Source organism: Akkermansiaceae bacterium (assembly GCA_024233115.1).
In the GTDB taxonomy this organism is placed as follows: domain Bacteria; phylum Verrucomicrobiota; class Verrucomicrobiia; order Verrucomicrobiales; family Akkermansiaceae; genus Oceaniferula.
On record JACKQB010000005.1, the window covers coordinates 524,520 to 546,190 of the forward strand.

12 protein-coding genes are annotated in these 21,671 nt (G+C 51.2%); 10 read left to right on the plus strand and 2 right to left on the minus strand.

Features of this window, described 5'->3' with window-relative positions:
• The first annotated feature begins 24 nt into the window (after window positions 1-24).
• A complete protein-coding gene (locus tag H7A51_15920; protein ID MCP5537707.1) occupies window positions 25-3,960 on the plus strand; it encodes an efflux RND transporter permease subunit in 3,936 nt (1,311 codons plus the stop codon).
• Window positions 3,961-3,980: 20 nt separating this feature from the next.
• Window positions 3,981-4,727: a two pore domain potassium channel family protein gene (locus H7A51_15925; protein MCP5537708.1), complete on the plus strand. Its 747-nt coding sequence runs from the start codon at window positions 3,981-3,983 to the stop codon at window positions 4,725-4,727.
• A gap of 49 nt (window positions 4,728-4,776) precedes the next feature.
• Here the strand turns inward: H7A51_15925 and H7A51_15930 are convergent, their stop codons facing one another.
• Together H7A51_15930 and H7A51_15935 are read right to left on the minus strand one after the other, a co-directional pair.
• Window positions 4,777-5,436 carry a hypothetical protein gene (locus H7A51_15930; GenBank protein MCP5537709.1) on the minus strand — a complete coding sequence of 220 codons (660 nt, stop codon included), beginning with the start codon at window positions 5,434-5,436 and terminating at the stop codon, window positions 4,777-4,779.
• Between the two features lie 65 nt (window positions 5,437-5,501).
• Window positions 5,502-5,852, minus strand: a complete 351-nt coding sequence (locus H7A51_15935) for a winged helix-turn-helix transcriptional regulator (protein ID MCP5537710.1) — start codon at window positions 5,850-5,852, stop codon at window positions 5,502-5,504.
• Between the two features lie 920 nt (window positions 5,853-6,772).
• Between H7A51_15935 and H7A51_15940 the strand changes: the two genes are divergently transcribed.
• From H7A51_15940 to H7A51_15975, 8 genes are all read left to right on the plus strand, one after another.
• Complete coding sequence (locus H7A51_15940) at window positions 6,773-7,891, plus strand: TolC family protein (protein ID MCP5537711.1); 1,119 nt, start codon at window positions 6,773-6,775, stop codon at window positions 7,889-7,891.
• A gap of 10 nt (window positions 7,892-7,901) precedes the next feature.
• Complete coding sequence (locus H7A51_15945) at window positions 7,902-9,467, plus strand: efflux RND transporter periplasmic adaptor subunit (GenBank protein MCP5537712.1); 1,566 nt, start codon at window positions 7,902-7,904, stop codon at window positions 9,465-9,467.
• Window positions 9,468-9,523: 56 nt separating this feature from the next.
• On the plus strand, window positions 9,524-12,643 hold the full coding sequence (locus tag H7A51_15950) for an efflux RND transporter permease subunit (GenBank protein ID MCP5537713.1): 3,120 nt from the start codon (window positions 9,524-9,526) through the stop codon (window positions 12,641-12,643).
• A gap of 611 nt (window positions 12,644-13,254) precedes the next feature.
• On the plus strand, window positions 13,255-14,481 hold the full coding sequence (locus H7A51_15955) for a TolC family protein (GenBank protein ID MCP5537714.1): 1,227 nt from the start codon (window positions 13,255-13,257) through the stop codon (window positions 14,479-14,481).
• Window positions 14,482-14,500: 19 nt separating this feature from the next.
• Window positions 14,501-15,652, plus strand: a complete 1,152-nt coding sequence (locus H7A51_15960) for an efflux RND transporter periplasmic adaptor subunit (GenBank protein ID MCP5537715.1) — start codon at window positions 14,501-14,503, stop codon at window positions 15,650-15,652.
• A gap of 14 nt (window positions 15,653-15,666) precedes the next feature.
• Window positions 15,667-18,822, plus strand: a complete 3,156-nt coding sequence (locus tag H7A51_15965; GenBank protein ID MCP5537716.1) for an efflux RND transporter permease subunit — start codon at window positions 15,667-15,669, stop codon at window positions 18,820-18,822.
• A gap of 48 nt (window positions 18,823-18,870) precedes the next feature.
• Window positions 18,871-19,371 (plus strand): hypothetical protein, encoded by a 501-nt coding sequence (locus H7A51_15970; GenBank protein ID MCP5537717.1) that lies wholly within the window; start codon window positions 18,871-18,873, stop codon window positions 19,369-19,371.
• 63 nt (window positions 19,372-19,434) lie between these two features.
• Window positions 19,435-21,651 carry a heavy metal translocating P-type ATPase gene (locus tag H7A51_15975; GenBank protein ID MCP5537718.1) on the plus strand — a complete coding sequence of 739 codons (2,217 nt, stop codon included), beginning with the start codon at window positions 19,435-19,437 and terminating at the stop codon, window positions 21,649-21,651.
• Window positions 21,652-21,671 lie beyond the last annotated feature (20 nt).

Sequence of the window (21,671 nt, forward strand, 5' to 3'; positions counted from 1 at the left end):
AATTAAAACTAACAGACTTTCTTTATGAACAAGCTCATTCACTTCTGCCTCAACCAAAAAATGGTTGTTCTCATTCTGCTTACCTTCGTCATTGGCTGGGGTGTGCGTGTTGCCCCCTTTGACTGGGATACAAAAGTCATCCCCCGTGATCCTGTCGCGGTCGATGCCATCCCCGATCTTGGTGACAACCAGCAGATCATCTTCACCGAATACATGGGGCGATCACCTCAGGACGTGGAAGACCAGATCAGCTACCCTCTCACCGTCTCGTTGCTTGGTATTCCCGGTGTGCAAGAAGTTCGCAGCTATTCCATGTTTGGGTTTTCTTACGTCTACCTCATCTTTAAGGAAGACGTTGATTACTACTGGAGCCGTAGTCGAATTTTGGAAAAGCTGAATAGTCTTCCCGCTGGACTTCTCCCTGATGGTGCCACGCCGACCCTTGGCCCGGATGCCACAGGATTAGGACAAGTGTATCAGTACTTTCTCGAAGGACGTGATCCAGACGGCAACCCCGTTCCCGGTTGGAATCCCGAGGAACTACGCTCGCTGCAAGACTGGTATGTGCGCTACTCCCTGCTCGGTGCCGATGGCGTGGCCGAGGTCGCTTCCGTTGGTGGGTTTGTTAAACAATATCAAGTCGAAGTCGACCCTATCAAACTTCAGGCATGGGATGTTACTTTAGCCGACGTTGCCAACGCAGTGCGCAAGAGCAACATGGAAACAGGTGCCCGAAACCTCGCTATCAATGGAGCTGAATACATTCTCCGTGGCACGGGATACATCCGGGAACTGGATGACTTGCGCGATGCAGTAGTCGCGGTTCGAGATAATACTCCGATCACCGTAGCTCAAATAGCAACCGTCCAACTCGGACCTGACATGAGGCGAGGTGTGATCGATGTGAATGGAGCCGATGCCGCAGGTGGAATTGTCGTCGCCCGATACGGAGCCAACCCCTTGCAAACGATCAAAAACACCAAAGCCAAGGTCAAAGAAGTCTCAGCGGCATTACCCGTAAAAGTCATTGTTTACTGGCAAAAAACCGACCGCGATGCTGTCAAAAATTTCGCCGACGAACATGACATATCACCAGCGTTTGCGAGTGAAGCCCCGGCTGACACAACACTCAATCAAGAAGCATGGCTGCCGTGGACCAACACCCATGAACAAGATCTCTGGCCTGAATGGATGAACACATCGAAGGTCACCATCGTTCCTTTTTATGATCGCTCAGGACTCATCGATGAAACCCTCAACACCCTTGACGAAGCGCTCTATCAGCAAATCCTCGTTACCATCATTGTGGTGGTTATCATGGTGCTACACTTCCGCAGTAGTATCCTCATTTCCTCCATGTTGCCCCTGGCGGTATTGATCACCTTCATCGGTATGAAGTTGTTCGGTGTCGACGCCAATATCGTGGCTCTATCCGGGATCGCCATTGCCATTGGAACGGTGGTGGATGTTGGAATTGTTCTTACCGAGAACATCATCAAACACCTCAAAGAAGCCGCACCCGGGTCCAGTTCAGCCACCGTTATTTATGAGGCTGTCACCGAGGTAGCCGGAGCTGTCACTACTTCAGTGATGACTACTGTTGTTAGTTTCCTGCCCGTTTTCACAATGACAGGTGAAGCTGGACGTCTCTACCGTCCTCTAGCCTATACCAAATCATTTGCACTCATTGCATCGATTATCGTGGCCCTGACGATCATCCCGCCTATAGCCCACTTTTTACTGGGAGTTTTGCCGCGCTGGTTAAAAAAGGATAAAAACGATAAACGGAAATTGTCAGCAAAACTCGTTAGCCGCAGCTATCTCATCACAGCTCTCCTAGGCATAGGGGCAGGCATTTCTTTGGGGTTCTCTACAACGCTTGCCCTCGCCTTCATCGCTCTTGCCGTTCTCAACGCCTTCCACTCAAGGCTCTCTCCCAAGTTACAGCACGTTGGCGTTCTCACCATCAACATTGGAACCGCGCTCATAGTCGGCTGGCTACTGGCAAAGAACTGGATGCCTCTTGGTCTTGAGTCGGCCACTTTTACCAACTTCCTCTTTGTTGCCATCCTCCTCGGGGGGCTGCTTATCACATTTAAGATCTTCGAGCTCGGCTATACCCGCATCCTTAGCTGGTGCCTTAAACACAAAGCCCTCTTTCTTAGCCTCCCCCTGATGATGCTCGCTGCGGCGGGGTGTATTTGGTTGGGCTTTGGAAAGCTTACATCGGGCCTCCCCGAGGGCATTCAACACACCTCCCTCTATCAAGACCTTGATAAAAAATTCCCTGGGCTGGGCAAGGAGTTCAGACCCGCACTTGATGAAGGATCATTCCTCGTCATGCCTACTGTCAGTCCACACGCATCCATCAAGGAGGCGACTGAGGCACTCCGGACTCTTGATGCTGCCATTGCTGCTATCCCAGAGGTTTCTCAAGTCGTGGGGAAAATTGGCCGCGCCGAGTCAGCACTCGATCCTGCTCCCATTTCAATGATCGAGACGATTGTGAACTACCGCTCGGAATATCGATCCGATGAAAAAGGCCGCGTTCTCACCTTCGAGGTGAACGACAATGGCGACTACGTCTATGACAAGAAAGGTAAGCTCGTCCCAGACGAAGACGGCAAGCCGTTTCGTCAGTGGCGACCTCATATCAAAAGTGCCGACGACATCTGGCAAGAAATCAGTAAAGTCACACAGTCGCCCGGACTAACAGGCGCACCCAAACTCCAACCCATTGAAACACGTCTCGTCATGCTTCGCACGGGCATGCGTGCTCCGATGGGTATCAAAGTCAAAGCACCAACCCTTCTCAGCTTAGAAGATTTTGGTCTTCAAATTGAACGCCTCATGCGCGAAAGCGGCATTCCCGGTCTTGACGTCAACAGTATCAATGCCGATCGTATCGTTGGGAAACCTTACCTCGAAATCCATCCTGACCGGGAAGCGGCCAAACGCTACGGACTGAACGTCGTCGACATTCACAAAACAATCCAGACAGCTATTGGTGGCGAGATTGTTACGACAACCGTCGAAGGGCGCGAGCGATATGATGTCCAGGTCCGCTATGCACGAGAAGCGCGAGACTCCATCGAGAGTATCGAAAAAATCCTTATCAAAACCAAGGAAGGCGCACAGGTGCCACTCGGTCAACTTGTGGAAATCAAGTACGTGCGAGGTCCTCAAGTCATCAAGAGTGAAGACACCTTCCTCACGGGCTACGTCACCTTTGGTGCTAACCCGGGATTCGCGGAGGTCGATGTCGTCGAAGAAGTTCAAGCCTACCTCGATGAACAAGAAGAAGCAGGCAAACTGAAACGCGCCGGCGGCATCCGTTACGAGTTTGCAGGTAACTATGAGTCCGCACTGGAGTTCGAGAAAAACATGATGATCATCATGCCTTTGGCGTTACTATCGATTTTCCTAATTCTTTATCTGGAAAACCGCTCCGTGCTCAACACCTTCATCATCTTCAGTGGAATCACCGTTGCTTTCTCGGGAGGGTTCATCCTCCTCTGGCTCTATGGTCAGCCCGGGTTCATGAACTTCACCGTCTTTGGTCACAACTTGCGGGAACTCTTTCAGATCCACCCCATCAATCTATCCACAGCCGTCTGGGTCGGCTTCATCGCCCTCTTCGGTATCGCGACTGATGACGGCGTAGTCATCTCCACCTACCTACGACAGAGGTTTAAAAAGGACAATCCACAAACCATCGCTGAAATTCGAGCAGCCACAGTCACCGCTGGTAAACGCCGCTGCCGCCCCTGCCTGATGACTACCGCCACGACCCTACTGGCCCTCCTTCCCGTGCTTACATCCACAGGCCGAGGTGCTGACATCATGGGACCTATGGCTGTGCCGATCTTCGGAGGTATGCTCGTAGAGCTACTTACGATGTTTGTCGTACCCGTGCTGTTCTGCACCGCAAAAGAACTCACCCATAAACAACAAGTTTAATGACTCGCGGCCATTCCAGTTTGCGACCTCTCGAAGTAGATAATCCCATCGACATAGAACATGTTGCTCCTAGATATTATTTTCTGGGAATAGCCCTGCTGATACTCGCCCTGCTCTACCCGGTTCTTGAGTTCGAGCACATGGGGTTAATTCTATGGACCTCTGTGTTTTGGGTGATGCTAATAGCCGCAGTTCGCGCAACCAATCACACACCTACGATTAAAAAGGCAACGTATTGTTTTGGCGGGGTTGTCATCCTGCTTGGTATTGCCGGACTGATTTGTTACCAGTATTTGGGCAACTCCCACGCGTGGATTTTCACCTCGATCAATTTCGTAACTTTTGTCTTCCTGGCATTCGTCACTTCTTCCGTAATCTACAACATTCTGAGTTCATCACGTATCGGAATCGACCACCTGATCGGCGCCGCATCTGCCTACGTGCTCATCGGCATCACCTTTGCTTACAGTTACATCGTCCTACACTCAATAACGGGTAGCGCTCTTCTGCACAGTGAAATCCCATTACCACTATCTAATGAAGACGCAATGGCATCCTTGGTAGCCGATTATTGTTATTTCAGTTTTGCCACGCTCACGACGCTTGGCTACGGCGACCTCACACCATTGACTCTAGCAACTCGCGTCTTGTCTTGCGCCGAAGCTATCACAGGCCAGCTTTTTCTTACCATCCTCATCGCTCGCTTGGTTGGGTTACATGTCGTCCGCGCTTCACAAAGGTCCAACCCACGCGTACTCAAACGGTAGCCACACCATCAAGATCAGAGATAAGTCACAGTCTTTTGGCGGCAGGCGGTCAATCCCCAGGCCCTTGTTCGTCGTTGGCCTCAGGGAGAACATCGGGTGCTACAAATCTCTTTGTCGCTCCGACCTCTACCATTACGTAGTTCCGAGACAATGAGCCGGCCTCTTCTGGAAGGCGTTTGGGATAAACACCGTAATGAAATATTACTTGGAGGTCACTATCAGTAATTCGCACGTAAGACTTAGGCTCTGAAAATTGTGGATACTCTTCAACCTCTATTACTCCCCTGGGCTTACGCCGCATAATATAAGATCGCTCAAACCGTGCCGATGCCTGTGGTTTAACAATTTCAAGATTTTCTTGGGAAGCTCTATGGTAATGAAAATACTGCCCTGCGTTGATTGCTTCATCTTTATTTCGGTCAACTGCATAGATGGCAATGCTCCAAAAATCCGGGTGGTCGACAAATGTAATATTCTCGTCGGATTTGTTAAGCACACTTGCCGTCACTACCAATTTGTTTCCAATAATCTGATGAGCGATAGCCACAGCCAGATTGTTTCGATCTTTAAAAAACGTGACCTCTTCTGATGCTTCACTTGCGGTTCTCTCTGAAATTTCCGAGTCGTGCAAATCGCCGCTGGTGACCTCCTGATCACGTTCCTTGCAACTTGTGAAAATTATTCCTAGAGCAATCAGTAGTAGTTTCATTTTTGTTGCTGGAGAGGATTTGAAATATTCTTTAACCATCAAACAATTATAGAACTATGAGGCTTTCAACCGCGATTGAGTTTACCTAGATCCCCCAAATTCTGAGCCGTCAAGGTCAGGGAATAGATGATAAATTTTCCATCCTTTTTGAAATCTACAAGCCCGGCTTTCCTCAGTATTCTGAGGTATTGTGATGCTGTAGGGACCGGAATCCCCATGACGTGAGATAAATCGCAGACACAGCACGGTTCCAGACTGAGTAAATAGAGCACCTGCAAGCGGCTCGGGTGCGACAGTGCCTTGTAGATTACAGCAATGTCAACGAAGGCATTCTCAGCCAATTCTTTTTTTAGGCGATCTACTTTACTCGTATTAAGGCACTTAGGGGTATCGAGCATTGTGACATCGGCTTTCATTATGCGAAAATGTAAAATGTTTCTTGATTAGTTCAAGTGTTGATTTACGTTATACGTAATCGCATAGCGTTCGCGTCGTATACAGAAGCCGATTGCCCTACAACTATTCGATCAAAAATGAAATAATGTTTCGTACGTTTACAGCACTGGTTATGCTTTGGTTGATGTTAGTGGGAGTCGCCACTTCGCAGCCAGGCCTTAGCTATTGTCTTTGCATGCAAAAAGTTTTCGCAGGAGAATGCGAATGCCTTGATATTATTCCCGAAGGAACCTGTTCACGTGTTAGCAATGAAGGCTCTTATGATTGTTCTTCACAAGACACCTCTGAGCTTGATGAATCCTCCCCCAATCGATGCCAAGATTGCTCGCTAAATCTCAGTATCGAGCTAGACGGTTTTGTTGGTGTACCCATTCAACCCCATAGCCGGGACGGGGCTGACTCCATGACATCTCCAAGACAGTTTGGGGAAATCGACGCCGCCTTTTTACTTAGAAGCTCCATCTATGGAATCCGTGGTAGTCCCCCGTTTGTGGGACTCATTCCCTCTGTACCTCTTCATGTGAGGTATTCAGTGTTTCTCGTTTGATTCACTGGTTTGACAGCGAGCGCTCATTTTTGCGCACGCTTTTTTGTGCCCCAGAAGCCGCTGTTATTTTTTGCGGTTTCCCAGCCATAGCCGAGTCCACTGTTGGACCAAGCACCCATACAAACCAAGTGACTTCTAACCTATATTCCTATGCATTTAAGGCTCCCCATTTTTATAATTTCTCCACTCCTGTTCATTTCCTGCGCCTCTGACCCTCAGTCTCGATCAAGCAGCAAATCAGCCAATAGATTAACTTCGGGACACAACACCCGAATACAATCAGCGCCTCTTTTAACAGGAGTCGTCTCCCGCAATCGTGCAATCCAACATGCGTTGACCTATAACCCTAGATTACAGTCTCAACGAGCAGAACTCCGAGCTCTACAAGCGGAAACAATCCAAGCCGGACTACGACCTAATCCCGAACTCGGGCTGGACGTGGAGAACTTCGCCGGAAGCGGTGGGAGTAGAGGCTTCAATGGTGCTGAAATCACAGCAGCCCTCTCTCAGAAACTGGAACTCGGGGGCAAACGATCCAAGCGAACGGTGGTCGCAGCACTAAAAGCCGCAGCACTGAAGGCCGAGATTGCTAGCGACGAACGTAATGTCCGGATTGCCGCCGACAGAGCTTTCACCACTCTTCTGGAAGCCCGGAAGCTACGCGAATTAAGCAAACGAAACCTTACCCGTGCAGAGGAAAACTTGAGAACTCTGAATACTTTACTTGAGGTAGGGAAAAGCAATCGAATCGATGTCGGCAAGGCGAAGCTAGCCATCTCAGAGGCCAAGGAAAGCCTTGCCGAGGCACGTTCTGCGGAGAGCGATGCCGCCGCAGAACTGAGTCAGATATGGGGAGGTGGAGCAGCCAATGTCACCGCCGCCGGATCGCTTGATGCGCCGCAAGGCTCTGTCTCGTCAAACCCCGAATCCGCGGTCTCGCGCCATCCGGCGATGCGAGCCGCTGCACTTCGTTTCGCCCGTGCGCAAGCCACATACAACCTCGAAAAAGCAAAACGTTTTTCCGATATTGAGGTAGGCGGCGGAGTCCGTGAGTCGCGAGATGCTAATGAAACAGCTGCTGTTGTCGGCGTCCGTATTCCTCTCCCGATTTTCGACCGTAACCAGGGCAATATCCAAGCCGCCAAGGAACGCCTCGACAGCGCCCGGGCCAATGGCCGAGCCACCGAAAGCGAACTTCGATCCCGGATTACGAAACTCACCTCTGATCTCCGTGCCGCCCGCAGCCGTGCCAGCGAATTCGACTCACGAACGGTCGATGCGGCCCGTCAAGGACTGAAAGACACCCTCGAAGCATACAACGCAGGCAAAGCCTCTTTGCTCGAAGTGCTTGATGCCCGCAAAACCCTTTTCAAGGTCGAGCGCGGTCAGACCCGCGCCCAGGCCGACCTTCTCCGTGCCCACAATTCACTAAAAACAATGACTAACAACTAAAACTACCACTATGAAATCAATACCAAAACTAAGCCGAGTAATATGCCTCGGTATCCTATCTATTTTTCTGGCCGCGTGCGGCTCCGAAAAAAACAAGACGACTAACAACTCCGAATCAGCTGAAGCCAGCGAGGAATCCTCCGGTGGTGAAATCGAAGTCCACGCCGTAGCGGCCTGCCCCACGGGTGAAGGCTGCTTCATCTGCGATGCTTCAAAACGAGATGCCAAGCGACTCTGGTGCAAGGAGCATGACCGATACGAAGATCGTTGTTTTCTATGTCACCCGGACATCAAAGACCCCAAGCGATTGTATTGCACCGAGCACGGCGTTTATGAAGACGAATGCTATCTTTGCCATCCAGAAGTAAAGGATAACAAAGCCGGAGCCGCCGCCTCGTCAGCACCCGCCAACGTCCTGATGTGCAACGAGCACGGTGTCCCGGAAAAGGAATGCGCCATCTGCCAACCTCAGCTCGCAACCAGCCTCAAGGCGGGTGAAAGCCTCAAGATCCGCGTCGCATCTGCCGAGTCCATGGAAAAGGTAGGAGTCAAAGTTTCCAATCCAGAAACAACCACTGCCCAGCCTGCCGTGGCAGCTTACGCAACAGTTGATTACAATCAGAATAAAGTTGCGAAAATCACTCCTCTGGTCGAGGGCATCGTCCAGAGAATCGCAGTGATCCCCGGTCAGAAGGTTGCCGCCGGTGAAATTCTCGGCACAGTAAATTCGCCAGACTTCGCGGAAATGAAAAGCCGTTTTCTCTCTGCCAATGCCGCAAAGAAACTTGCTGACCTGCAGGAAAGTCGCGAACGCAAGCTGGCGAACAAAAAGATCTCCGCCGCCGCCGATCTCGAAGCCGCCGAAGCTGCAGCAAAAGTCGCCGATGTTGATTTGTCCGCAGCACGCCAGCGTTTGCTCAATCTCGGGTTGAGCGAGAGCGAAATCAATCTGCTGGCCTCCGACGGTCGTCCAACTTCTTTGCTCACTCTGAAAGCGCCATTCACAGGGACCATCGTTGACCGCGACGTCTCCATCGGAGAGCGGATCGAACCTGGCGAAGCAATTTTCGTTCTGGCCGATCTCTCGACCATGTGGCTTGAGCTTTCCATTCCCGCCCGCGATGCCGCAGGCCTAACACTAGGAATGGAAGTAAGCGCAACTTTCACGGACATACCGGATACCGTCATCACTGGTAAACTTGTATGGGTCGCGAGTGCGGTAGATAAAAAATCCCGACGCATCCAGGCACGCGCCTTGGTCAGTGCACCTCCAGCTGCTTTGCGAAAAGGCCTGTATGGGGAAGCACGCATCTACCTTGGCAAGACTAGCCCTTCGCTCGCGGTTCCCACCAGCGCCATCCAGACCATTGAGGGGGTGCCTTTCGTCTTCGTCCGTCAAGAACCCGCCCTCTATGCAGCAACCCGCGTCGAACTCACATCCGGAGCGGCTTCTGGAGAACTAACCGCGATTCGCAGCGGGCTCGCGCCCGGCGACAAAATCGTCAGCCAAGGCAGCTACATCCTGCGTTCGGAATTTCTCAAGTCACTTCTCGGTGCCGGCTGCGTCGATGATTGATAGCCGCCACACCAACCGCATCCTGCTCTTTCTATTTTTCAATCTATTCCGCATCCATGTTCACACCTCTCATTCGTTTCTGTCTGGCCAACCGCCTGTTGGTATTTCTTTTCACCGCTCTGATCGCAGTCGCTGGGATCTGGGCGGGATCGCGTGTACCCGTTGATGCCTTCCCGGATACAACTCCGATCCAGGTTCAAATCAATACCGTCGCCCCGTCTCTCAATGGCGAAGAAATTGAACAACAGATCACGCTACCCGTTGAACTGGAAATCTCCGGTCTTCCCGGACTCGTCAGTGTTCGCTCAGTCTCCAAATTCGGGCTCTCCCAGGTTGTCGCCACCTTTGATGACGACACGGAAATCACCACCGCCCGACAGTACATTTCCGAAAGACTCCTCACTGTCGAACTTCCCGATGGAGTCGGCACGCCGCAAATGGGACCAATCTCGACCGGCCTCGGTGAAATTTTCCACTACGTGATTCGCAGTAACGATGGCAGCCGCAGTCTTGAACAACTGCGAACCATCCATGACTGGATTATCAAGCCCGAGCTTCGCAAAGTCCCCGGCGTAGCAGAAGTAAACTCATGGGGAGGCCTCGAAAAACAATATCACGTTGTAGTCGATCCAGAGCTACTGGTGAAATTCGACTTATCCCTCTCTAATGTCGTCGAAGCTTTGGAAAAAAACAACCGCAACGTGGGCGGAGGCCGGGTAACTGTTAGCGGTCAGGATTTACTGGTTCATGGTGTAGGACGAGTCAGCTCCATTGCGGAAATCGAACGGATTGAAGTCGCTTCCAGCGAAGGCACTCCCGTTCGCGTTTCAGACATCGCGGAAGTACGTATCGGTAGCGAGCTACGTCGTGGCGCAGTCACCGCTGACGGTCAGGGCGAGGTCGTCCTCGGGCTGGCATTCATGCTGATGGGCGAAAACGCCCAAGAAGTTACTCAGGCACTCAAAGTTCGCTTAGAAGAAATTCGCCCGTCTCTACCCGATGGCGTTGAAGTCCAAGTTGTTTACGACCGCACCGAGCTGACTGATTCGGTGCTCGATACCGTGACCCACAACCTTGTCGGTGGAGCGTTGCTCGTCACCCTAACACTTTTAGTTCTACTTGGTAACGTCCGTGCTGGTCTATTGGTCGCCATTTGTATTCCCCTCGCCATGCTCTTCGCTGTGCTTGGCATGAACTATTTCGCTATCACCGCCAGCCTTCTCAGTTTGGGAGCTATCGACTTCGGCCTGATCGTCGATGGATCTGTGGTCATGACGGAAGCCAACTTGCGCGGCCTCGCTGATCGCACCCGTCAAGCTGGGCGAAAGCTCACGATCTCGGAGCGCTTAAATTGCATCTTCGAGTCCAGTCGCTCGGTCGCCCGCCCAATTCTTTTCGGCATGGGTATTATTGCCGTCGTTTTCCTGCCCATCCTCACCCTTGAAGGTACCGAAGGGAAAATGTTCCGCCCCATGGCCATCACCTTCATCCTCGCCCTTCTTGGTGCGCTGATCATCGCCATCGTCATTTCTCCCGTCCTTGGTCACCTGTTTCTACCCCGTAAGTTCAAAAACAAGGAAGGCTGGTTCTCACGCAAGCTCACCGGGGGCTATTCGGCCATCCTTGGCATGGTTCTGAAAGTCCGCTGGATTGTCCTCGCCGTCGTCCTCGCGCTGCTTGTCATCACTGGCTACGTCTCCACCCGTCTTGGCGGTGAGTTCATCCCGCGCCTCAGTGAAGGTGCTGTCGTTGCTAACACGATTCGTTTGGCCGGAACCTCCATCGATACCTCTACTGATTACAACACCCGTATTGAAAAGCTGCTCAAGGAGAAATTCCCTGATGAAGTTCGCCACGTCTGGAGCCGCATCGGCACCGCGGAGATTGCCACTGATCCGATGGGCACCGAACTCACCGACATCTTCCTTTCCCTGAAACCCCGCGATCAATGGACTCGCGCCCAAACCCAAGACGAACTCGTTGCCAAGATGCAGGAAACCGTTTCAACCCTGCCGGGCGTGAACATCCTTTTCACCCAGCCCATCGAAATGCGCTTGAACGAAATGGAATCTGGCGTGCGCTCAGATGTGGGCATTCTGATTTACGGCGATAGCTTTGAAACACTTACCCGCCTAAGCGATGAAATCCAGAAAGTGCTCGTGGATATCGACGGACAAGCCGACGTTTCCACCGACCAGATCAGCGGCCAGCCCGGACTTCGGATCGAGCTGCAACCTGAAAAAATGGCTCGTCTTGGAATTTCCGCTTCTGAAATTTTACCCTACATTGAGGCAATAGGAGTGCTTCGCGTCGGCGAAATCTACGAAGGTCAACGCCAATTCCCCCTCGCCATTGTTTTGCCAGAAAAATATCGAACAAACATTGACTCTGTTAGAAACTTGGTCATACCCACCGACTCCGGAATTCGGGTTCCTCTCTCCGAGGTCGCAAACATCATCGAAGCTCCCGGTGCTGCAACAATTAACCGCGAATGGGGTCGCCGCCTGATCCGAGTCCAGAGCAATGTCGATGGCCGAGATGTGGTTTCGTTCGTCGAGGAAGCCAAACGCAAAATCGCTGAAAAGATCGATCTTCCTGAAGGATATGTCATCGAGTGGGGTGGCCAATTTGAAAACCTGGAACGCGCCCATACCCGGCTTTCCCTGGTCGTTCCACTGACTATGATCCTCGTCTTCGTGCTGCTCTATCTCAGTCTACGGAACCTCAAGGATGTCGCCCTGATTTATCTCGGGATTCCCTTCGCCCTTGTCGGCGGTGTCCTCTCCTTGTGGCTGCGTGACATCCCATTCAGCGTCAGTGCTGCCATCGGATTCATCGCTCTCTTCGGAATCGCCGTACTCAATGGCCAGATCCTGATCGAGGCTATCCGCTCCAATCTACAGGACGCGACCGATTCCGTCTCCGCCGTAAGACAAGCGGCAACTCAACGTCTGCGTCCCGTATTGGCAACTGCCATCACCGATGCCATTGGTTTCCTCCCCATGGCCATCTCGACTGGCGTAGGTTCGGAAGTCCAGAAGCCTTTGGCTACAGTTGTCATCGGCGGAGTCATCACCTCCACCGCCCTCACTCTCGTTGTGCTACCCATTCTTTATCTAATGGTGAATCGTAAACGGAATAATGCATCAACACTCGAAACCACTCCATCCCAATGAAATAAAATTTGACTATTCCTGTAATGAGGATATTTGTAACAGATCATCTTGTGAGACAATTCCGCGCCATTTTCCTGCTTCTACTTTTCATCACTTCGTTTACGAGGTGCTGGGCAGATTCCAGCGGATTTTTAGAAGGGACTATATTCGCATGCTGTGAACCAGCTGAACACGTTCATGATGATCATGAGCATGAAAGTAGTGATAAGGATCACGACGAGGGCAGTGAAACCCCAGAACCTGATTGTTCTAACTGTGATTTAGTAAAATCTGGATTCACCCAAAGCTCCCTAGATCTCACTATTCCATTCCCTTTATTTGTCGATCTTGACAAAAACTGGAATGACCTACTGCTTCGTATTGAGCGCCTCTCATACCTAGAGGAATACCGAGGAGCGGACCCCCCTGAGAGGGTCGATGTTTTAGTAATGTCACGTATTGTGACCACCTCTGCGGTTTCCGTAAGAGGCCCCAATCTGGTGTAAGTCCGTCAGCTCGTTTTCTTGAGCTGGCCCCACCGTATCCGACCTAGGAGTCTTAACTTCTAGTCCGTTTTTTGACTTACCTTAACTCTGTTCCCACTTGGGACAGTTATCACCAGATTTATCTCAATGACCAATAAACCACTCTTTAATGTCGTGTGTTGCATAGCAGCCTCGACCCTCTTCAGCGCCGCAGCTCCTGCGCCCATCATCACTTACCGAACCCTTCCTGACCGGATCAGGAAATCTAATCCTGATCTCGCAGCAGCCCGTTATTTGATAAACGAAGCAGTTGGACGGATGCACCAAGCCGGGAGACTCGCAAATCCCGAACTTAGTGTAGGAACGGCGCACGATGCAAGTTTTCAGGAACGCGCGCTCACAATCGGCTTCTCGCAGAAATTCCCTATGACTAACCGGCTTCGGCTGGAGAAAACTATCGGGAAAATTAAGGTTAAAACTGCCACAGCCGAGGTCGCTAACATGGAGCGTAAGCTCGTCGCCCAATCTAGGCAGGCTCTGATAGAATTTCTGGCTCTTGCCCAACGTCGTCGCCTTCTTAAAGATCAAATTAAAGTATCTTCTGAGTTCAGTGCCGCTTTAAAAACCCTTGCTGCAAAAGGCGAAGTTTCCATCATCGATGCTGGGCAGGCGCGCCTCCTGAATTTGCAAGTTACGACGGAACTTCGCGAATTAGATGCCGAAGAAAAAGCTCTCTATGGGATTATCAAACCATTGCTCGGCATGAAACTCACTGAACCTCTTATCATCGGAGGGGACATAGAAACAATGAGAGCTACGACTCTACCTATCGATCTTAATCGAAGGGGCGACATAAGAGCGGCGAAGTATTCTATTAACAGTGCGATCCGAGAAGTAGAATTAGAAAAAGCACGCCGCTACGATGACATCGCCATCTCGGGTTCTGCTTCTATCGAACGATCCGAAGACGCTCCCAATGGATTTGAAAACGAAACAATCGCCGGCATCGGCATTACTATTCCTCTTCCGTTATGGAACAAAAACGAAGGGAATATCGAATCGGCGAAGGCTCGAGTAAGTCGAAAAAAACTCGAACTCACCGCATTAGAACAGGCGATTCGTCACAAAAGTAAAGCGAGCAACGAGGAAATGAGAGTGTGGTCCAAGCTCGTTAAAGAGATCGACGGAACTCTAATTCCCGAAGCCGCCAAGCAGCTCAAACTTGCAGAAAAAGCATACCTCGAAGGCTTGAGCGACATTCAAACTGTTCTTCGCAGCCGTGAGCAAAAGCTGAAATTACAATCTTCCCGCATCACTGCGCTAAAGAATTTCCACAAAGCACGGGCCGCATATGAATCATCTCTCGGCCTATAAATCTAACATATAAATTTTCATGAAAAAACTATTTAACTCAAATTATTTACAAGCAGCCCTCCTGTTGACTTACACTACATGCTCGGTAATCAGCGCTGAAAAATCTGATCGCGCCGCCAATACGGTCATCTTGACTGAGGCGGGTGTACAAAATCTCCGTCTTAAAACCATCGAGGTGGAAGAGCGCGATTTTGAAACCACAGTTTTTGCCGTTGGCAAAGTCGAAGAAATTCCTAGCCATCAATACTCTGTATCATCACGCATCTCCGGTCGCGCCATCACTGTGAATGCGTTTGTAGGAGATTTAGTAACTGAGGGTCAGGTTCTCGCTATTGTCGAAAGTCGTCAACCAGGCAATCCCCCACCGAAAATTGAAATGAAAGCACCGCACAGCGGGTTAATCGTAAAAACTCACATCCTCCGCGGTAAACCGGTCGAACCCAATCAAGATCTTTTCGATATTTCAGATCGTTCAAAAATGTGGATCTCAGCTATGATTCCAGAACAGTTAGCCGCAGGCATTGGTCCCGGCACTGAGGCTAGAATCAGTTTCCCTGCACTGAAAAACGAACCGATTATTGCCAAATTACTGCGCTTCGGCGTCACAGCAGACAAAGATGCTGGCACGCTCAGAGGCATCTTTGAGATAGACAACACAGACCGCAAGTTACTACCTGGTATGCGGGCAGAGTGTAACATTATTGTTTCCAAACGCCCTAGCGTGTACGCCATTCCAGAAGAAGCTCTTCAGGGTGATCCGGCAAACCGGGTTGTATATGTTAAGGACTTTGATTTGGAAAACGCTTTCGTGCGTTCACCGGTCGTCATTGGGCAGAAAAGCGGCGGATGGGTTGAGGTAACCAACGGCCTCTTTCCCGGTGATGAAGTTGTCACACGCGGATCCTATTCCCTCGGATTCGTTGGCGGCGGCGGAGGCATGTCCCTGAAAGAAGCACTTGATGCCGCGCACGGTCACGAGCATGCGGAGGACGGGTCAGAATTAACTGAAGCCGACAAAAAAGGCGCTGAAGCCGAAGATGGTCATGATCACGCAAGTGAAGGCGGAGGAGCTCCGAAATGGCTCATTTACTATTCAATAGGAGTCTCCCTAGTTGCGCTACTGCTCGTACAGCAGCTATGGAACAACAAGCGCAAAAATCAAAAAGCCTAACCACTTCCCAAACCATGCTCAATCATCTCATACGATTCTCCCTCGCCCAGCGAGGTTTGATACTCGTTATCGCCGTGGTCCTCATGATCTTCGGCGTAAAGAAAACCATGGAGCTTCCTGTGGAAGTTCTCCCCGACCTCACCAAACCAACTGTCACACTTCTCATTGAAGCACCAGGCTATGCGCCGGAGGAAGTTGAAACGCTTATTACCATCCCTTTGGAAAATGCCCTCATGGGTGTCACTGGGGTGAACCGTGTGCGCAGCACCAATGACATCGGGCTCTCACTCATCTTTGTGGAGTTTGACTGGGATGTGGATATTTATAAAGCACGCCAGTTCGTACAGGAACGTATCGGAAGTGCCGGTGAATCCCTCCCCGAAGGCATTGTCCCCTACATGACTCCGGTCACATCTCTGATGGGCGATATCATGCTTGTGGGATTGCGTGACCCCACAGGAGCAACCTCACCGCGGGATCTTCGTGTCCTCGCGGATTGGACCGTCGCGCGGCGGCTCCAATCCATCCCGGGGATTGCTGAAGTGCTCTCTATGGGAGGCGGTGTGAAACAGGTTCAGGTTCAGCCAGATCCGCAAAAAATGCTTCTACACCAGGTCACCTTTGAACAGATCAAAGAAGCCGCAGCAAAGTCGGTTCAAAACACCACAGGAGGGTTCCTCACCGAACGAGCTAGGGAAATCATGGTTCGTAATTTGGCAATGACCACCGACCTTGATGAAATTGCCTCTACTGTGGTGGGCTACCGCAATGATCGTCCTATCCACCTTCACGACGTTGCCAATGTTGTCTGGGCCATCGAACCCATGCGTGGCGATGCTGCTTTAGGCATCGCGGGTCGCAAACCCGATGCCGATGGAAACCTCGGCACTCGTGGTGTCATTCTTAGTATCCGAAAATCCCCTGGTTTCGACAGTCTGGCTCTCACTGAGGAAGTTGAAAAAGCATTGGAGGAACTTGGTAAATCGCTTCCTGAAGGTGCTGAACTCGTCCCTCTATACCGACAGAGCGAATTCATCAATCTGTCCATCGACAACCTGAAGGAAGCACTTCGAGACGGAGCTATCATGGTGGCCGTCATTTTATTCCTCTTCCTGCTCAATGTGCGCATCACTCTGATCACCCTAACCGCTATTCCACTGTCATTGGGAATCACTATTCTTGTTTTTGACATAATGGGGCTCAGCGTAAATTCTATGACCCTCGGAGGACTAGCCGTCGCGGTCGGCATGGTTGTGGATGATGCCATCGTCGATGTGGAAAATGTCTACCGACGACTTCGAGAAAATGCCTCTCTCACGAATCCACAGCCAAAGCTTGAGGTCATTGCCAGAGCATCCAGTGAAGTTCGTTCGTCCATTCTCTATGCAACGATATTGATCATCCTTGTCTTCCTCCCACTCATGGCTCTGAGCGGTGTCGAAGGCAGGCTTTTCACGCCGATTGCCATCGCGACGATCGTCAGCATGGCTGCCTCGTTCCTTGTCTCTCTAACAGTAATCCCGGTGCTGAGTTCACTGATTTTGAATCCTAAAGCAGGGAAAGAACACAAGGACGTGATTTTTGTCCGCTGGCTGAAATCAGCCTTCAGTGCCACCTGGACGCGATTCGCTCTGGCTCAACCGATGGTAGTCATGGTCATCACGGGCATACTCGTTGTAATGAGTTATCTCGCTTACACGGATATGGGCCGGAATTTCCTTCCCGCATTCAAAGAACCAACTGCCCTCGTTGCTACTACGTCTAGTCCTGGAACGTCACTCAAGACCACTTCCGAACTAGCCGACATGGGCATTGAACAGCTTCTGAAAATCCCCGGCGTCAAAACCGTTGGATACCGTGCCGGAAGAGCCGAACGAGGCGACCACGTGGTGCCCGTTTCTACCGTGGAGTTTGATGTCGAGTTTGATGAATCCGCAGGTCGAAGCCATGAAGAAATTATCGCTGACATACGGAAAACGATGAAGGAGATCCCCGGCACCTTCAGTGCCATGAGTGGGCCTCTTGCGGATCGTGTTGGCCACATGCTCAGTGGTGTCTCGGCAAAAGTTGCTATAAAAATCTATGGCCCAGATCTGGACGAACTGAGAAAGATCGGCGATAAGATTACAGCCTTGGCTCGCGAAATCCCCGGTCTCGAAGAAGCAAGGACCGAGCAGCAGGCACCTGTGCCTCAGCTGCGTATCGAGCCAGATCGTGAACGGGCCGCTGCTTATGGTGTCACCCCCGGTGACTTGACCGAGGAAATGTCCGGCCTCATGGGCGGCGCGGAAGTAGCCGAAATCTACGAAGGCGTTCGCGTCTATGATTTGGTCGTCAAACTCTCTCCTGAGTGGCGCGAAAATCCGGAATGTTTGGAATATATATTCATTGATACCCAAAACGACCAATTAGTGCCACTTGGGTCAGTTGCGAAGTTCCGCCAAGCTACGGGACCTAACAACATCCTGCGAGAAAATTCACGCCGTCGTTTCGTTGTTTCCATCAACCCGACTGTTCCAGACCTCGTATCCGCAGTGGATGCGTTGAAAGCGTCCATCGAAAAAAACATCGATCTGCCTGAGGGGTACACCATCTCCTATGAAGGTGAGTATCTGGCGCAGAAGGAAGCCGCCCGCACCATCGCCATTATGTCCAGCGTGATTATGCTGGTGGTAATCTTCCTGCTCTACTCTTTTTTCCGCAGTTTCTCATTCGTGGCATTGGTGCTCACCATTATCCCAGTCTCACTGGTCGGTGCCATTTTCTACACGCAGATGACGCTGAACAATATCAGTATCGCTACGCTGGTAGGATTTATCGCGGTCGGTGGTATTGCGGCGAGAAACAACATCATGCTCGTCTCCCACTACCTTCACCTTATGAAGCATGAAGGCGAAGGCTTTACCAAGAAGATGATCATTCGCGGAACCGAAGAGCGTCTTGTACCAATCCTCATGACTGCTCTGTCCGCTGGTTTTGCGCTCATCCCTCTCGTTCTCGCTGCGGATGAGCCGGGTAAAGAAATCCTCAATCCAGTGGCTATCGTGATTGTTGGAGGCCTAGTGAGTTCCACCTTCCTCGGTCTAGCCGTCACCCCAGCTCTATTCTACGCCTTTTGCCGTAAACCGGCACTCCGTTCACTGGAGATAAACTCTGCGGCCTCAGCCTAATGCCTGGCTGCATCAACACAGAAACCAAAACCAAAACCAAAAAATAAAATGACACTGAAAGTAAAAACACTACTCGCCGTCGCACTCTGCGGAGTAATGGCTCCTTCTGCCGCCTTCGCAGACGAACATGACCACGACCATGATCATGACGAGCATGCCGTTAAAGGACCCAACAATGGAAAGATGATTATGAAGGTCGAACCCCACGCGGAATTCTTCGTGACCAAGGATCGCAAAGTTCAAATCACCTTTGTCGATGACCACGGAAAGATAGTTCCCGTTGGAAAACAAAAAGTCACCATAGTCTGTGGTGACCGCACTAAGCCCACAGTTATGAAAATGGAAACCAAGAATGGAAAGCTCATCTCCTCAAACGTGCTCCCTGCTGGTAACGATTTTCCAACAGTCGTCTCCATTAAAGTATCTCCAGATGCCAAGACCGTGCGCGAGAAGTTTAATCTCAACATGAACAAGTGCCCGACATGTCCCTACGCAGAGTACCACTGCAGCTGTGACCATGGTGATGATCACAAAGGTCACGACCATTAGCAAAAACGCCCGAATACTAGCCGGGAGGGTGCAAAAGAAGCACCCTCCCTCGCTTTAAAAACAATGAAGCACAATCACTCTCACAACGACGATGATAACCACGCTCGTGGCGCGGATAAGCAACCTACGTCATCCAAGGTTCTCGACTCGGGGGTCGAAGCATCTGCCCAGACAATTCTTCACGTTGCCGGAGTCGATTGTTCTGAAGAAGTCGCAGCCATCGAATCCGCACTCAAAGAAACAGGTCACGTCCGCGAGGTCAACGTGAGTATCTTGAGTGGCAAGACCACGATCCAACATGATGGCGAACTCTCCGAAACCGATCTTATCGGAGCACTCAAGTCTGCCGGACTCACAGCTCGCGCAGAGGGCGACGATACCAAGCCTGCTGAAAGCAGCAAAAAATACAAACTTATCAGCGTCATTGCCTCTGGAACCCTAACAGGCATCGGCCTGCTTGTTGGTTGGATCATTGATACGCCCCCACCTTTTCTAACTGAAGTCATTTTCAGTCTCGCCATCATCGCAGGAGCTTGGTTTATCGCGCCCAAGGCATACCGCACATTGAAGCAAAAGCGCTTTGATATGAACGTGCTCATGACCGTGGCTGTCATCGGAGCCGTCATCATCGGTGAGTGGGAAGAAGCTGCTGCCGTCACATTTCTCTTCGCTCTTTCCGAACTCTTGGAAAGCTACAGCGTTTCACGCGCCCGCCGAGCCATCGAATCACTCATGGAACTCACCCCACTCACCGCCCTCGTGAAGCGCAATGGAGAGGTCACCGAAGTAGAGCTATCAGACGTGGCAACAGATGAAACCATCATCATCAAATCTGGAGCAAAGGTTCCCCTAGATGGAATTGTGGCATCAGGATCATCATCCATCAATCAAGCACCCATCACTGGAGAGTCACTCCCCGTAGAAAAGAAAAACGGCGATCAGGTGTTTGCCGGAACCATCAATGGCGAAGGATCGTTAGAGGTCACCGTAACTGGCAAGGCCGGTGAAACTACCCTCGCCAGCATGATCCGTCTCATCGAAGACGCCCAATCACAAAAGGCTCCATCCGAGCGCTTTGTCGACACCTTTGCAAAATACTACACCCCCATCATCATGGTGCTGGCAGTGCTAGTATGCCTCGTCCCTGGAGCAGTCACCGGTGATTGGTCCACTTGGTTTTACCGCGCCCTCGTTCTCCTTGTCATTGCCTGCCCCTGCGCTCTGGTCATTTCCACCCCCGTCTCTGTTGTCTCCGGACTGACAGCCATGGCTCGCCGCGGTGTCCTCATCAAAGGTGGAGCCTACCTCGAAATCGTAGGAAAACTCCGTGCTCTTGCCGTCGATAAAACCGGCACCATCACGCGTGGGCTTCCTGAAGTCACCGAAGTTATATCACTAACAAATCAAAGCAGTGAAGAGATTGTTAAAATCGCATCTGCCATCGACACTCATTCAGACCACCCTATCGCTATCGCCATCACGGACTATGCCAAAGCGCAAAATATCGTATTCTCTTCCGCTACCGACTACCAATCTCAGACCGGACGCGGAGCTGATGGCACTCTAGGTGGTCACCATTACTTCGTAGGAAATCACCGCTATACTCATGAACTCGGAGTATGTAATGAGGAAATAGAATCCCGCCTGCATGAAGTCGAAAGCAAAGGCCTTTCCGTCGTTGTCGTAGGCCACAAACCTCACGATAATTGCCCCGGCGACGTCCTCGGCATCATAGCCGTTGGCGATACCATCCGTGAAGATGCGAAGACCGCGATCGCATCTCTCCATGCTGTTGGCATCGAGCAAGTCGTCATGCTCAGTGGAGACAACCAAACCACCGTCAATGCCATAGCGAAGCAAGCTAGAATCGACGAGGCAAAAGGAGATCTTCTCCCTGATCAAAAAATTGAAAACGTCCGCCGACTCCTGGAAAAATACGAGTATGTCGGCATGGTCGGTGATGGGGTCAATGATGCTCCCGCCATGGCATCTGCGAGTCTTGGGATCGCGATGGGAGCAGCGGGAACAGATACCGCCATCGAAACCGCTGACATGGCACTCATGACCGATGATCTTGGCAAGATTAGTGAAGCCATCCACCTCGGTCGCCGCGCCCTCGGCATCATCAAATTCAACATCATTTTCGCCCTGCTCATCAAAGCGGTCTTCCTCGTGCTCGCCTTCACTGGGCATACCAGCCTCTGGCTTGCCATCCTCGCCGATACAGGTGCGACTCTGATCGTCATCGCAAATGCCTTACGACTTTTACGGAGTAAATAAACAACTTCTCCCTCCTACAC

Coding starts and splice junctions, on each gene's coding strand:
- H7A51_15920 (MCP5537707.1), top strand. CDS start 25: ATGAACAAGCTCATTCACTTCTGCCTCAACCAAAAAATGGTTGTTCTC.
- H7A51_15930 (MCP5537709.1), bottom strand. CDS start 5,436: ATGAAACTACTACTGATTGCTCTAGGAATAATTTTCACAAGTTGCAAG.
- H7A51_15935 (MCP5537710.1), bottom strand. CDS start 5,852: ATGAAAGCCGATGTCACAATGCTCGATACCCCTAAGTGCCTTAATACG.
- H7A51_15945 (MCP5537712.1), top strand. CDS start 7,902: ATGAAATCAATACCAAAACTAAGCCGAGTAATATGCCTCGGTATCCTA.
- H7A51_15950 (MCP5537713.1), top strand. CDS start 9,524: ATGTTCACACCTCTCATTCGTTTCTGTCTGGCCAACCGCCTGTTGGTA.
- H7A51_15955 (MCP5537714.1), top strand. CDS start 13,255: ATGACCAATAAACCACTCTTTAATGTCGTGTGTTGCATAGCAGCCTCG.
- H7A51_15960 (MCP5537715.1), top strand. CDS start 14,501: ATGAAAAAACTATTTAACTCAAATTATTTACAAGCAGCCCTCCTGTTG.
- H7A51_15965 (MCP5537716.1), top strand. CDS start 15,667: ATGCTCAATCATCTCATACGATTCTCCCTCGCCCAGCGAGGTTTGATA.
- H7A51_15970 (MCP5537717.1), top strand. CDS start 18,871: ATGACACTGAAAGTAAAAACACTACTCGCCGTCGCACTCTGCGGAGTA.
- H7A51_15975 (MCP5537718.1), top strand. CDS start 19,435: ATGAAGCACAATCACTCTCACAACGACGATGATAACCACGCTCGTGGC.